General features: G+C 66.5%; 9 protein-coding genes. 4 read left to right on the plus strand and 5 right to left on the minus strand.

The window, feature by feature from the left end; translation table 11 throughout:
• Window positions 1-112: 112 nt before the first annotated feature.
• Window positions 113-1567 (minus strand): APC family permease, encoded by a 1455-nt coding sequence (locus MB1_RS10545; protein ID WP_066906521.1) that lies wholly within the window; start codon window positions 1565-1567, stop codon window positions 113-115.
• A 122-nt stretch (window positions 1568-1689) separates the two neighbouring features.
• Here MB1_RS10545 and MB1_RS10550 point away from each other — a divergent pair, with 122 nt between their 5' ends.
• Window positions 1690-2634, plus strand: coding sequence for a LysR family transcriptional regulator (locus tag MB1_RS10550; protein WP_066906523.1), 945 nt, complete (start codon window positions 1690-1692; stop codon window positions 2632-2634).
• Between the two features lie 78 nt (window positions 2635-2712).
• Here the strand turns inward: MB1_RS10550 and MB1_RS10555 are convergent, their stop codons facing one another.
• The 4 genes from MB1_RS10555 to MB1_RS10570 form a co-directional block, all read right to left on the minus strand.
• The gene (locus MB1_RS10555; RefSeq protein ID WP_066906525.1) at window positions 2713-3198 is read right to left on the minus strand and encodes a purine-cytosine permease family protein; all 486 of its coding nucleotides are present in this window, start codon (window positions 3196-3198) and stop codon (window positions 2713-2715) included.
• Window positions 3189-4070 (minus strand): purine-cytosine permease family protein, encoded by an 882-nt coding sequence (locus MB1_RS10560; RefSeq protein ID WP_066906527.1) that lies wholly within the window; start codon window positions 4068-4070, stop codon window positions 3189-3191. The genes MB1_RS10555 and MB1_RS10560 overlap by 10 nt, the downstream gene beginning before the upstream one ends.
• 87 nt (window positions 4071-4157) lie before the next feature.
• The gene (locus MB1_RS10565; protein WP_066906529.1) at window positions 4158-6125 is read right to left on the minus strand and encodes a hydantoinase B/oxoprolinase family protein; all 1968 of its coding nucleotides are present in this window, start codon (window positions 6123-6125) and stop codon (window positions 4158-4160) included.
• Entirely contained in the window at window positions 6122-8185 is a 2064-nt protein-coding gene (locus MB1_RS10570; RefSeq protein WP_066906531.1) for a hydantoinase/oxoprolinase family protein, read from the minus strand. The genes MB1_RS10565 and MB1_RS10570 overlap by 4 nt, the downstream gene beginning before the upstream one ends.
• A 127-nt stretch (window positions 8186-8312) precedes the next feature.
• Here MB1_RS10570 and MB1_RS10575 point away from each other — a divergent pair, with 127 nt between their 5' ends.
• The 3 genes from MB1_RS10575 to MB1_RS10585 all read left to right on the plus strand — a co-directional run bounded on the left by MB1_RS10575 (window position 8313) and on the right by MB1_RS10585 (window position 14491).
• The gene (locus tag MB1_RS10575; RefSeq protein WP_066906533.1) at window positions 8313-9893 is read left to right on the plus strand and encodes a PucR family transcriptional regulator; all 1581 of its coding nucleotides are present in this window, start codon (window positions 8313-8315) and stop codon (window positions 9891-9893) included.
• 159 nt (window positions 9894-10052) lie between these two features.
• On the plus strand, window positions 10053-13274 hold the full coding sequence (locus tag MB1_RS10580; RefSeq protein WP_084351435.1) for an NAD-glutamate dehydrogenase domain-containing protein: 3222 nt from the start codon (window positions 10053-10055) through the stop codon (window positions 13272-13274).
• Complete coding sequence (locus MB1_RS10585; protein WP_066906535.1) at window positions 13271-14491, plus strand: PucR family transcriptional regulator; 1221 nt, start codon at window positions 13271-13273, stop codon at window positions 14489-14491. Before MB1_RS10580 ends, MB1_RS10585 begins: the two co-directional genes overlap by 4 nt.
• Window positions 14492-14518: the final 27 nt, after the last annotated feature.

The following is a 14518-nucleotide window of genomic DNA, read 5'->3' on the forward strand; positions in this document are numbered from 1 at the left end:
GGCGCCGGCGACGCGTCGCGGCGGAGACTCGGCCCCGGACACGACAGCGGCCCCGCTCCCCGGGGTGATCGGGAGGCGGAGCCGCTGCTGATGACGCGAAGCGTTCGAACGGTCAGCCGTTCTTGCGCGCCGCGATCAGTTCGAGGAGATCCTCCTCGGCATTCGGGCCGGGCTTGACGCCGCGGGGCAAACGGAAGGCGAAGACCAAGCCGAGCGCCCACCAGACGCCGAACATGATCCAGGCCTCCCAGCTGAGGAAGGCCGGCATGCCGGGCAGGTACAGGCTCAGCATGCCCGCGGTGCTGACCACGGCCAGCACGCCGACGATCGTGCCGATACCCGGACGATCGCCGCCGACCCGCATCGGACGCTCCATATCCGGTTCGCGGCGACGCAGCACCAGGAACACGATCGCCACCATCAGGTAGGTGATCACGATGCTCGGCGAGCCGGAGTCGACCGCCCACACCAGCATCGCCTCGCCGAAGAACGGCGCGATCATCGACGCGACACCGATGAACAGGATCGCGTTGACCGGGGTGCCGTTGGTCGGGTGCATCTTGGCGAACCAGGCCGGGATCATGCCGGAGTTGGCCATCGCCCACAGCAGGCGCGAGGCGCCGATCAGGAAGGCATTCCAGGTGGTCACGATGCCGGCGAGACCGGCAGCGACCACGAGCTGTCCCCAGAAGTCGGCGCCGAGCATGATCGACATCGCGTCGGCGGTGGCCAGGTCGAGGCCGCCGATCTGCGAGACCGGCACGGCCAGCGAGGTCAGGATGAGGATGCCGATGTAGAACGCGGCCGCCATGATCACCGACAGCACGACCAGCTTGCCGATCTGACGCGGGGCGACGTTCGCCTCCTCGGCCGACTGCGGGATCACGTCGAAACCGACGAACAGGAAGGGCACCACCACCAGCACCGCGATCAGGCCGGGCGCACCGCCGGTGAAGAACGGCTGCATGTTCGAGGTGTCCCCACCGAAGAAGGCGGAGATGAACATGATCACAGCGATGACCACCAGGAACATCATCACCGAGGTCTGGAAGAGGCTGGCCAGCCGAATGCCGCGGATATTGAGCAGCGTGAGCAGCAGGGCCGTACCCGACCCGATCAGCGCCCAGGTCAGGTGAACCTCCGAGCCGGCGATCGTCCACAGCGGGATCTGGTTGAGATCCGGGAACAGGTAGAGCGCGGTGCGCGGGACGGCGACCGATTCGAAGAGGATCACCGTGAGGTAGCCGCCGATGATTCCCCAGGAGCCGAGGAGCGCGGCGACCGGTCCGAGACCGCGCAGCAGATAGTTGTGCTCCCCGCCGGCCAGCGGCATCGCGGAGACGAGTTCGGAGTACACCAGGCCGACGAAGGCCATGATGATGCCACCGATGATGAAGGCGACGGCGGCACCCAGCGAGCCGGCCGCGAGCAGCCAGTCACCGGACAACACGATCCACCCGAAGCCGATCATGGATCCGAAGCCGAGGAAGAAGATATCGACATTGCCGAGCGTGCGGATGAAGCTGCGCTCTCCACCGTGCGCGGCCGGTGGTGAATGACTGTTCATGGGTGGTGCCCCCTCATGGGATGTTCGCCGGATTTGACCGCTTTGCGCAAGCTCTCCAATCGTCGGGCACGCCCGCCATGCTGTCCAACGCTAGACGTTAATCTTTAGTATGCTTTTTAGGCATGAACCTGAGGCTGCTCCGTTACTTTCTGGCGGTCGTGGACGCCGGAACGATCTCGGGAGCGGCCCAACAACTGCAGGTGGGACAACCGACACTCTCGCGCCAGATCCGTCAGCTCGAACAGGAGCTCGGCATGGACCTGTTCGTCCGAGCCCACGGAACGCTCGCCCTCAACGCCGCCGGTCGCGAGTTCGTGCATCTGGCGGCGGACCTGGTGGAACGGTCCGAGAAGGTCCGTCGGCTGGCCAGTCAGATGGCGACCGGCCGCCTGTCGACGGTGACGATCGCCTCGACGTCGACCGCTCTGGTCGACGTGATCGCCCCCTTCCTCGCCACCTTCACCCCCGCCGATCCGACGCCATACGTCGACGAGGTCCAGGTCCCGGTCGACCCGGGAAAGATGCTGCTCACGGCCGATTTGCTGGCACTTCCGCAACGTCCCCATCCCGAGCACGCGTCGCTGCCGCTGTGGAACTTCCCGATCGTGGCCTATGTCCGTCCGGACGACGAGTGGGCCGATCGTCGTGAGGTGTCGATACCGGAGTTGATGACGCGCCCGCTGGTGGTGACCTCACGTGCGCTCAGCGCTCGCCGACTGCTCGACGCCGAGATCGAACGAACGGGAGCGCCCCCGCCGGGGATGGTCGAGACCTTCCATGCCCGCGTGGCCCAGGCGCTGGCCGCGGCCGGCCGGGGCGTGGCGGTGCTCAGCGACGACCCCCGGTTCGGTTTGATCCCCCTCCAGGTGATCGGCTCGGATGGCCCACTGGTAGTCGGATACCACATGGCGTGGCGTGCCGACCACCATGCCCAACAGGCACTCCGCTCGCTCGCCGAACGGTTGCGCGCATTTTGCGCCCAGATGTATGCGCCCGCCGACGCAGGCCACGGGGCGTACCCGGCCGCGGATGTGGCGATCGGTGAGCAGGATATCGACCGTTCGTAGGGTGACCCCTGTGGTCCGCTCCTCGACCATCACGCGCAGCTTGCATCCGGGCGTTGGCCCACCGCGTCGCGGTCGCACCTAAGGTCCCGCGGGATTACCGTCCCCGCCGCCGACCGCAGTTCGACCTCGATACCGTCCGGCGATGATTCCGATCCCGTAGACGCCCGCGGCCGAGACCACGGTGACAACCGGAGCCACCTGTGCGCCCACTCCCGAACCCAGTACGAGAAGGGCGATCCCCGCCATCGAAGAGATGCACCAGGCAGCCACCGCCCATGCGGTCCCCGTCGCGCGTTCGCCTGCGGTCCTCCCGGCGACGACGATGTGGACGATCGCGATGGCCACCCAGCCAGTGACCAGTACGCCCTGCCATGCCAACGCTTGGAGCAAGTAGCTCAGGACATCGGTCAACATCAATACGTATGCCAGGGCCGCGACCACGATCACCCACAAGCTGCGAGGTGCCCGCACACCGACCATCCAGCCGAGCAGTCTCAGGTTGTCGGATGCCAGAAAGTAATTGGCACTGTTGATTCGAGTCTGAGAGATGAAGATCAACGCCACGCCCGCGAAACCCAGTGACCGGATGATGGAATCGACGATTCCCGTTTCCGACCCGGCAATGTCCCACGCCAGGATGATGTAGATCCCCACCAGGGCGTTGACGCCAAAGGTGAAGAGATAGAACAGCCAGCCAAAGGTGAAGTGAGCGTGGAACGTTGGTCCGCGGGGCGGCCGAGTCGTGCGAAATCCACGGTATACATCATCAGGATCCACACGCCCATGTAGATCAGGTAGGACCCCACCCAGCCCGGGAGCGGACCGGAAGCCGACCCATGCTCGAAAAAGTCTGTGGGAGCACCTCTTTGCATGGTCGTGACCACGACAATCGCGATGAGGCCGATGACATAGAACGGCAGGAGTATGCCGTTCAACTTGTCCAGCCAGGTCGCAACTCCGCCGATCACCAGCGGCACCATGTACAGCACACAGAGCAGGTACCACAGATCGATCGATCCGCCGAAGTACTGCTGGAACGCGATCGCGACGATCGATCCTTCGAATACCGCGTAGTACAAGGCCGTCGCGGCCAAGAGGAGCGGGCCCATTGCCGCCCCCACGATGCCGAAAATCCGTCGGGACAGCAGTTCGACCGATTCGCCGGTTCGTGCGGCGTAGCGGGAGAGCGCCGCGTTGATGATGCCGTAGGAGATCACCGACAATGTCAATCCGACGAGGGTGTTGACCACCCCCACACTGTCGGCCGACGCTGCCCCGACATAGAGCCAGAACATCGCACTGAACAAGCCCCACCACGCCATCGACAGCGACCATCGAGATGCGCGGTTGCCATCGGGAACGAGATGGACGGTGTCCTCATCGACAACCTCGGTCGGAACCGACGCGGGAACGCCGGCGTTATCTGGAATCTTCATGGGTCTTCCGATCGTTGGCGGACAGGTGTCATCCGGGGTGCGGCCGTGCCGCACCCCGGATGACACCCGAGAGAAGGAGAGCGGGCGCTACGCCCAGTGCGCCGCAGTGCGCACGTGCAGGAGATCCCGGAACTGCTTGGTGGTGTTGCTCAGCAGTTCGCCGGTCCCCCAGTCGACGACCACGCCGTAGCGACGCAGCAGGTCGAAGGAGTCGAGTTCGCCGCTGCGGTAACGACCGGCGATATCCTCGGGATCGGCGTTGAGCCACTGCTTGCGGGCGGCGCGAATGTCGTTCCGCAACGTGTCGGTGGCCGGGCCGTCGAGATCGTATCGGTCGATATCGGGGTCCACGGGCGTGATGACCACCCCGTAGTCGCGGGCGGCTCCGGCGGTGGTCACGTACCCGTCGATGACATCCTCGAGGACCGCCGCCGGGTCACGTTCGAGGGGGTCGCCGAGCCCACCTCCGCCCGCCGACGGTCGTTCGAAGGTGTCGCCAGGTTGTACCGGGACGCTGGAGAATACCGATCCGAGGAAGGACTCCTCCGGAGTTCCCCGATTCAGCCACACCCCGTGCGGGATGGACGGCAGACCACCTTCGATACCCCAGGTGACCGAACGGGATCGGTCACAGCAATAGGACATCACCGCGTTGTCGCAGTCGGTCAGCGTGCCGCCCTTGCGCACTCCGCATCCGCCGCGGTGGAGCCCCGGTCCGCCGGAGTCCGGGATGATCGCGTGTTCGGTGGTGAGTACCGGGGTAAGACGCTCCTGACCCTCGCACGGCTGGACGGCCAGTCCCACACCGAAAACCGGTGCAGTGGCGGTCGAACCGTCCTTGGTCCGACGGCCGCCCCAGCCGCCGGCCATCCAGTCGTACCACATGAAGAAGGGGCGATCAGGGCCGCGCGCGTCTCGGCCACCGACCAGAAGATACTCGAGGTTGAACGAGCAGGCGATCGCGCGTTCGGGGACGATTCCGGACCACAATTCGAAGATGGCGTTCATGATCTTTTCGTAAGGACCGGAACAGAAACCGGTGACCGCAATGGGCCAGCCGGCATTGACCACGGTGCCCTCCGGCCCGATCTGCGTATCGATGGCGGCGTACAGGCCGGAGTTCAACGGGACATCGGGGAAGAAGGTCTTGGTGCCGGCGACGATGCCGGAGAAAGCGGTGCCGTAACCGCAGTTCAGGAAGCTGGCTACCGCCGGCGCGCTCCCCGACAAGTCGTAGCTGAGCTGATCGCCCTCGATGGTCATTTTGACGCGGATCGGGACCATGCCTTCGGGTTTGGAGGGATCCGAATCCAGATAGTCCTCGGTTACCCACGATCCGTCGGGCAGATCTGCGACGCGGCTTCGTACGATGCGCTCCACGTAGTCCTGGACCTCGTCCATCGCGTCGACGACGGTGTCTCGGCCGTACTTTCCGACGAGACGATGGATCTCCCGCTCGCATACCCCGGTTGCCTCGGATTGGGCATGCAGGTCGCCCATGCTGACCTCGGGCGAACGCGTATTGGCCACCAGCAGTTTGGCGACGTCCGCCAGGTAGCGACCTTCGGACCACAGACGTACCGGGGTGATTCGCAGCCCCTCGGCGAAATGCTCGGTGGCGGTGACGTCGAAAGATCCGGGCACACTGCCGCCGATATCCGCCCAGTGCCCCTTGTTCTGTGCGAAGGCGATCAGCTGGTCGTCGGCGAAGATCGGTCGTATGAAGCTCACGTCGTTGAGGTGCGTGCCGCCGCGGTACGGATCATTGACGCAGAAGATATCGCCGGGATTGATGTCGTCGCCGAACTCCTCGAGTACCGCCCGACACTGAAAGTGCAGTGTCCCGACATGTACGGCGATGTCCTGACTGCCCTGCATCACGGTATTGCCGCGCGCATCGCACAATGCGGAGGAGAAGTCGCGACTGTAGATCACGAACGAGTAGCAGGTCCGCAGGATCTGTTCGCTCATCAGGTCTACGGAGGTCGCGAACGCGTTCTTCAGGACTTCGAAGGTGACCGGATCGAGCCGTCGACGGGCGGGGGCGGTACTCACTGCTGCTCCTGGTGGATGTGGATGCGGATATTGCCCCACTCGTCGACAACCGCCGTGGTTGCGGGCGGTACGACGGTGGTGGAGTCGAGTTGGTCGATGATGGCCGGGCCTTCGATGGAATGACCGGCGGCGAGGTCGTCGCGGTTGTAGACCGGGGTGAGCACCCGCGCACCGATCTCGTCGAAGTAGACGTCGCGCTCCGCGAGGGCGGATGGAACGGCTTCGTCGGTCGCCTGTTGTCGGGGGAATCGTGGTTTCGGTGTTTCGCCGATCGCGCGCACACCGATCTGGTAGATCTCCACCGCGATGTCGTCGCGCCGGAAGGAGTAGTCGCGCTCGTGTTCTTCGTGAAAGAGTTCGACGGCACGATCCAGGAAGCCGTCACTGCTGTCCGCCGCGACGGTCAACGAGCGCCATTGGCCGGCGTAGCGCATGCTGATCGAGCGGTCGAGTCGCATGCGATTCGGGTCCACACCCTCGTGACGCAGCCGGGCGTGCCCCTCCTTCTCGAGTCGGCCGAACTCGACCTCGAGTTCGGCCGGGTCCACCCGGGACGCGGTGCGTTGAAACATCGCCGACAGGTCGTGCCGGATGTCGACCAGAAGGCATCCCTGGGCCGAGGTAATGCCCGGGTGGGCCGGCACGACGACGGTCGGTATCGACAGTTCCTTCGCGAGGGCGGCTCCGTGAAGCGCACCGGCCCCGCCGGCAACCACCAGCACGAAGTCGCGCGGATCGTAGCCGCGCCGGACCGACAGCAGGCGCACCGCGTCGGCCATGTTGGCGTTGGCGACCTGAATGATGTCCGAAGCGGCAGTGTCGAGTTCGAGGTCCAGTCGTTCGCCGATGCGGGAGCGCACCGCCTCTCGGGCCGCGTCGACATCGAGAGCGAGTTCGCCGCCGATCAGCTGGTCGCCGAGTCGGCCGAGCACCAGGTTTGCATCGGTATTCGTCGGTTCGGTTCCGCCCCGCTGATAGCAGGCCGGGCCGGGTGCGGCGCCGGCCGATTGCGGGCCGTTGCGCAGCGAGCCGGCTTCGTCGATCCACGCCAGCGAACCACCGCCTGCTCCAATGGTCAGCACCTCGATGCTGGGGAAACAGATCGGAAAGCCGTATTCGACCTGCCACTGCTTCGTCGTGCGGATCTCGCCGTCGTAGACCAGGGAGATATCGGTGCTCGTCCCGCCCATGTCCAGACCGATCGCGTTGACATAGCCGCATCGGCCGGCGATGTCCGCTACCGCGATGGCGCCTGCGGCGATGCCCGAGGCTGCCAGCCGCACCGGGTAGCGGTCGACCATGGCCGGCGTCATCGAGCCGCCGCCGGAGTGCAGCAGCAGCAGATCACCTTCGTAGCCGTCGGATCGCAGGGAATCCTCGAGCCGGTTGACGTAGCCGCTGACCAACGGCGCGAGGACGGCATTCGCCACGGTGGTCGACGCCCGGTCGTATTCGAAGATCTCGGGGAGGATCTCGCTCGAGGTCGACACCACGACATCCGGTATCTCCTCGATCAGAATGTCGCGCATACGCTTCTCGTGGGCGGCGTTGACGTAGGAGTTCATGAAACACACGGCGACGGTCCGAACATCCTTGCGCCGCAGTACACCTGCCACTCGGCGAGCTTCCACCTCGTCGATCGGGGTGATCACTGCGCCGGCGTAGTCGATCCGTTCGGGTACCTCGTACCGGTTGCGCCGTTTGATGTAGGGCTCACCGACGTCGGCGTAGGCGTCCCACAGTTCGTCCTTCGTACCGTCGCGGATCTCGAGGATGTCGCGAAAGCCCGCGCTGCACACCATGGCGGCGGCCGGGAACCGGCGGGTGATCAGCGCATTCGTTGCGACCGTGGTTCCGTGGGAAAAGAGGGTCACACGGGAGAGGTCGATCTCGGCCGATCGAATCCCGGCCACCACCGCCTCCATCGGGTCGTGCGGTGTGGACGGCACCTTGGCCACCCGCGTGGTCTGGTCACGCTCGTCGAAGATGCATACGTCGGTGAACGTGCCGCCGACGTCGACAGCCACACGAAGCGACTTCGCGGCTGTGTCCTGACTCATAGGAGGTCTCCTTCGTTGAAGTGTGACCAAGTATTGACCTGGGAAAACGGCCCGGCAATTGTAGATAGTGACGATCACCTATGCTGTGGTTGGACTTTTTCACAGATCGGTGGGTGGTGTTTCCGCCATGCAAACTGACAATTTCCGGCTTGTTGATCTGCTGCTGGATCCAACCCTCGGTCTCGAGCTCGTCAGTGACTGCAGCCCGCATATGCCCCTCGCCGGCGCGCACTCGATAGAGATCGCGCACCCTTCCGACTGGCTCCAGCCGGGGACGGTCATGCTGACCACCGGCTCGCTCTTCAGCGATGCGGAGATCGCCAAGAATCCGGCGCAGGCTCTGCGTGGCCTCGTCCGCGAACTGGTCTCCGCCGGGGTGGCGGCATTGGGATACGGGGTCGGCATCGTCACCGAAGAGGTGCCCCGCCCGCTGATCGACGAGGCGAACCGACATCATTTCGCGGTCTTCAGCGTCCCGCGCGAGGTCCCCTTCATGGCGGTGATCGACCGGGTGGTCGAACAGACCCATTCCGGTGAATCGCACGTGCTGTGGCGCACCCTGGCAATGCAGGAGCGGTTGCTCGACGCACTGGGGGCCGCCGATCCGGAGCAGGAACTGACCGCGCGGCTGGCCACGATTCTGCGGTGCAGCGTGCTGCTCTACAACGACCTGGGCAACGTGGTGGCGTCCTCCGGCCGCGCTCCATCGCATCTGATGAAGTCCCAGTTGAAGGGTCGCTCCGGCCACCTGCGGTTCCGGGTGGGCAAGTGGTCGGTGACCGCCGACTCGATCCATCCCGGCGGGGAGCCGCACTGGCTGGTAGTTGCCTCGACCCGTCATGAGGTGCCGGACGCCCTGGCCCGCGCGACCCTCGAGATCTCCGTGCGGATGCTCAACGCGATCGAGCGATCGCGATACCGCGCCGCCGTCGAGAATCGAGCACGGCAGGCCGCATTCGTTCGCGAGTTGGTCACCGGAGAGATCGTCGACCAGTTCGGCGCCGAGGGGCATCTCGAATCGCTGCGGTTCGGGCACCGCCCGCGCCTACGCGTCTTCGTCCTGTCGTCCGCCGCGGACTACGACAACGGCCGGTGGGCAACGCGCGCGGCCACCGTGCTCGACGCGGTGGAGGACGATGCGGTCGATCTCGCTCGCCTGCTGCGGCTACCGGTCATGTTCGCTCAACTCGACGGTCGACTGGTCGGCGTCGTTCCGGCCGATATGCCCGCGCTGAGCGGCTGGATCGCGAATCTGTCCGACGGAGTGACGTGTGGGTTCTCCGAGCCCTTCCGGGATCTGCGCACAGGCGCGGAACGACTACGGAAGGCTCAGCGCGCCCTGCGCGTCGCGCAGACGCGAGGCATGCGGCATACCGAATTCGAGAATGTCGATATCGCCGACTGGTTGTTGACCGGCCACGATCGTACGACCACCGCAGCCAAGGCCGCCGAGCAATTGGCCGTCCTCGGCGAGGATTCGGGCTATGTCGAGTTTCTTCGTGTCTTCTTCGCGAACGACCTCGATGTCGGCGCGACGGCCGAATCCTTGGCCGTGCACCCGAACACCGTGCGGCACAGGATCAAACGGATCGAATCGATGTTCGGCGAGTCGCTGCGGTCACCCGCGCTCATCACCGCGATACACCTGAGTCTGGAGGTGCTCGAACTCGAGGATGGCCGCCGACGCCAGTCAACCCCACAGCGGTGATCTTCCGACCTGGAGCCGCCGCCTGCCATATGGGCGCCCGCACACACCATCGCCGAAGAGTACAAAGTGGTCCGGACCACTGCCACTTCGTCCATCGCTCCCAAGCCGAATTGCCACGCACACTGGCGGGCAACTCTCCGACGAGCAAGGATATCCGCGATGGGCATTCCCGCCACCGACACCCGTTCCTCAGCCGCGTCCGCGGAGGTGAACGAAACGGTGGAACGGCTGCTGTCCGCTCGCCGCATGGGTCCGGCGCTGCCCGCGATCCTGTTCACCTCCCCGATCGAGGCGACCGAGTATGTCGAGGGGGTGGCCCTGTGGCCCGGGGCGAGTCCGCTGCTGGCCGATATCGCCACCCAATTCGAGCACTTCGGTCTGCGGGTGGCCGACCGCAACCTGCTAACGCTCGATGCGGACGGGGGCCTTTCGGATGCGCATCCGCGCGCCACTCCGCCGACGCTGCACCGCTTCACCTTCGCGGCAACGGGACTCGCGGACCCGAGTCGGCTGACCCTCGTCTCGGATGCCTTCACCGCCCATTTTGCCCGGGGTTTCGAGATCGACCACTTCGCGACGCTGATCATCGGCGCCGGATTGACGTGGCGCGAGGTAACACTCGTGCGTGCGGCCACCCGCTTCGTGCGCCAGGCGGGACCCGGCTGGTCGGAGCGGTACGTGATCGAGACGCTGCAGCGCCATCGCGCGTACACGCGGGCACTGGTCGACTACTTCGCCGCGCGCTTCGACCCGGCCGCCGACCCCGACGCCGAGGCGCCGGCTCGCCGGAATGTGCAGGCGCACATCGAGACCGCGCGCACCCTCGACGAGGACCGCATCCTGCGTTCGCTGGAATCGTTTGTGACCGCCTGCGTGCGCACCAACTGGTATCAGCGCATCGCGGACGGCACCCCCGACGGTGCGGTCAAGGACTACGCCGCCTTCAAGCTCGACTCCGCCGCACTGTCGGTGGGCGGCCCCGTGGTCCCCCATCGCGAGATCTACGTCTACTCCGCTGATGTCGAGGGCATTCACGCCCGCAGCGGCGAGGTGGCCCGCGGCGGACTGCGTTTCTCGGATCGACCCGAGGACTACCGCACCGAGGTCCTCGGCCTGATGAAGACCCAGACGGTGAAGAATTCACCGATCGTGCCGGTCGGCGCCAAGGGCGCCTTCGTGCGCAAGAACCCGGAAGTCCCCGCACCGGAGGCGTATTCGATCTTCGTACGCGGCATGCTCGACGTGATCGACAATCTGGTCGACGGACGGATCGTCGAACCGGACAACACCGTCCGACGCGAGGAGCCCGATACCTATCTGGTGGTCGCCGCGGACAAGGGCACGGCGTCGTTCTCCGATCTGGCCAACTCGATCGCCACCGAACGGGGCTACTGGCTCGGCGACGCCTTCGCCTCCGGCGGGTCGACCGGTTACGACCACAAGGCGATGGCCATCACCGCGCGCGGAGCCTGGGTGTCGGTGCGCCGCCACCTCGAGTCCCTCGGGATCGACGCCGCGGTCGACCCGTTCACCGTGGTCGGGATCGGCGATATGTCGGGCGACGTCTTCGGCAATGGGATGCTGCTGTCGCCGGCGATCCGACTGGTGGCCGCCTTCGACCACCGCCACATCTTCATCGACCCGCACCCACCGGCCGAGCGCGCCTTCGCCGAACGCCGACGCCTGTTCGGTCTGCGCGGCTCCTCCTGGGACGACTACGACCGGGACGCGATCTCGGCGGGCGGCGGCGTGTGGCCCCGATCGGCGAAGCGGATCCCGCTGTCGCCCGAAGCGGCGGCCGCGCTGGGCATCACCGCGACCGAACTGTCGGCCCCGGACCTGATCAAGGCGATCCAGACGGCTCCGGTCGACCTGTTCTGGAACGGCGGAATCGGCACCTACGTCAAGTCGAGCCGGGAGGTGCACGGCGACGCGGCCGACCCGGTCAACGACGCCGTCCGCGTGGACGCGGCCGACCTGCGGTGCCGGATCGTCGGCGAGGGGGGCAATCTCGGCTTCACGCAGCGCGCCCGCATCGAGTACGCCCTCGGCGGCGGCCTGATCAACGCGGACTTCATCGACAATGCCGCCGGCGTCGCCAGTTCCGATCTCGAGGTCAATCTCAAGATCGCGCTCGACGTGGCGGTCCGGGCCGGCGATATCGACGTGCCGGAACGCAACGCCCTGCTGGCGTCGGCGCAGGAAGATGTCGCGCGGGCCGTGCTGAACAACAGTGAGAGCCAGTCGCTGGCGATCGACCTCGCGTCGGCGCAGGCACCCCGGTTGCTCGCCCGCCACCAGCGGTTGATCGGCAACCTCGAGGATCGCAACGGCATCAGCCGCGCGGGCGAGGTGCTGCCCGACGGCAAGGAACTGTCGCTGCGGGCGCAGGCCGGCGTCGGACTGAGCCGTCCCGAAATCGCCGTGCTGCTGGCGCAATCGAAGAACGTGGTGCGCGACGAATTGTTGGCGTCGTCGGTGCCGGAGGATGCCGCCTTCGCCGGGGCGCTGCCCGCCTACTTCCCCGAAGGGCTGCGGGCGGTCCTCGGGGATCGGATCCGCACCCACCGTCTCGCCCGCGAGATCATCGCCACCACGATCGCCGACGACCTGATCAACCATGTCGGCCCCGGCCTGATCTATCAGCTCGAGGAGCGCCTGGGGGTCGGTTCGGCGGACGTGGCGCGCGCCTATGCGGTGGTGCGCGGCGTCTTCGACGTCGACGCGATGTGGCGGTACGCCCGCGACCGCGACGATCTGAGCGCCGCCGAACGGCGGGCGTTGCTGTCCCGGCTGCAGCACTTCATCGAACGCACCGCCTCCTGGCTGCTGCGCCGCCGACCCGGTCCGATCGACATCCCCTCCGAGATCGCCCGCTACCGACCGGCGGCGCTCGAGGCCGCGGCGGATCCGGCCGCCGCCGTCGACCGGATCGCCGCCGGCTCGGGCGGTCCCGTCGAGGTGCTCGATCACACCGAGACCGCGCAGCGGTACGGCTCGACCCCGGCCACGGCGGCGGAGGTGTACGCGCAAACCGGCCGGGGTCTCGGTCTGGACTGGCTGGCCGGCCGGATCGAGGAGCACACCCCGATCGGCTGGTGGGACGGGATGGCCATCTCCACCGTCCGCGATGCCCTCGCCGACAATCATCACGCGCTGGTGGGGGCGATCCTGGATCGGGAACCGGAGGGCGGCGACCGATACACCTCGTGGCGGGACCGTCGCGGCGAGCAGGTCGATCGCTTCACCCGGCTGATCGCGGAACTGCGCCGCGACGGCACGATCGACATCGCCCGCGCCTGCACGGTCAACGCCGAATTGGATCTGCTCGTGCGCGCCACTCGCGCATCGGGGGATCTCGGGAAGATGATCTCAGGGTGACCGATTCGGTGAACGTCGACTTCACATCGCAGGTGCAGTCGATCGTCGATACCCTCTCGCAGGCGCTCGACCGTGCCGTGCTCCTGGACGACGAGGAATTGACCTCGATCACGCACAGCCGTCAGCTGGGCCGCCTCGACGACCTGCGGCTCTACAGCGTGCTGCAGCGGGGCACCCTGCCCGAGGCGAAGTCGCGACTCCTGGGCTTCGGCATCCGGACCGCGACCGAGCCGGTGCGGATGCCGGCGGTCCCCGAGCACGGGCAGATGGCGCGCTGGTGCGTTCCGATCCGCTCGGCGGAACGGCGGCTCGGCTACCTGTGGATCCTCGATCCCGACGATTCGTTGTCCGAGGAGGGCCGCGGGGTCGCCGTGCGGGCGGGCGCCGACCTGGCGGCCCTGCTCGATCGTCACAACGGCGAGCTGCGGGCCGAGGAGTTGTCCAAACAGGCTCTGCTGGAACGGTTGCTGAGCGACAGCGATCGGGAACGCGTCCAGCTGGAGTTGCAGGCACGCGGGATGGCGCAGCCGGACAGCCGATTCAGCGTCTTCACGTTCGATTCGGGGGCGTCGGACGTCGCCGCCCTCGACGGGGCGATCGCTCTGCGACTGCGCCTCGCCGCCCTCGACCGTTCGCACCAGTGGTTCCCCGCGACGGTCACCCCGACGGTCATCCTGGCGGTCTCCCGGCCCGACGCGTCGATCGACACCGAGGCGACGATCGATGCGGTGCTGGAGGGGATCGAGGCGAGCTACGGGATCCGACCCGCCGTCGGGTGGTCCGGCGATCGCTATCCGGGACGTCAGGTGACGCTGGGGGTGCAGCGGGCCCGGCTGGCTTTGACGCTCGGGCAGATCGGCGTCTCCGACGCCCGGGTGACCGTGTGGACGCGGCTGGGTTCCTGGCAGACGTTGGCGCTGCTCGCCGAGTCGTACGACCGCAATCACCTGCGAGAGATGGTGCATCCGGGCATCATCGGCCTGATCGAACAGGGCCGCGACGACCTGATCCACACCCTCGAGGTGTACCTGGCCAACGGCGGTGACGCCCGGCAGGCGGCGACCGATCTGTACCTGCACCGGTCGACGATGTATTACCGGTTGGAGAAGCTTACCCGGGCAATAGGAGAGGACCTCGGCGACGGGGAAATTCGGTTCGCTTTGACTCTCGGTATCCGACTGGCTCAGCTCGCGGGGTTGTATCGACCGATGCGGTGACCCCCTGCAGGTCCGCGCGGTTTATCG

The sequence above is a fragment of the Millisia brevis NBRC 105863 genome (assembly GCF_001552615.1).
GTDB classification, from domain to species: domain Bacteria; phylum Actinomycetota; class Actinomycetes; order Mycobacteriales; family Mycobacteriaceae; genus Millisia; species Millisia brevis.

What these genes read in the sequence shown, in the direction of transcription:
- MB1_RS10575 (WP_066906533.1), top strand. Translation starts at nt 8,313, where the DNA reads ATGCAAACTGACAATTTCCGGCTTGTTGATCTGCTGCTGGATCCAACC.
- MB1_RS10570 (WP_066906531.1), bottom strand. Translation starts at nt 8,185, where the DNA reads ATGAGTCAGGACACAGCCGCGAAGTCGCTTCGTGTGGCTGTCGACGTC.
- MB1_RS10545 (WP_066906521.1), bottom strand. Translation starts at nt 1,567, where the DNA reads ATGAACAGTCATTCACCACCGGCCGCGCACGGTGGAGAGCGCAGCTTC.
- MB1_RS10560 (WP_066906527.1), bottom strand. Translation starts at nt 4,070, where the DNA reads ATGAAGATTCCAGATAACGCCGGCGTTCCCGCGTCGGTTCCGACCGAG.
- MB1_RS10580 (WP_084351435.1), top strand. Translation starts at nt 10,053, where the DNA reads ATGGGCATTCCCGCCACCGACACCCGTTCCTCAGCCGCGTCCGCGGAG.
- MB1_RS10550 (WP_066906523.1), top strand. Translation starts at nt 1,690, where the DNA reads ATGAACCTGAGGCTGCTCCGTTACTTTCTGGCGGTCGTGGACGCCGGA.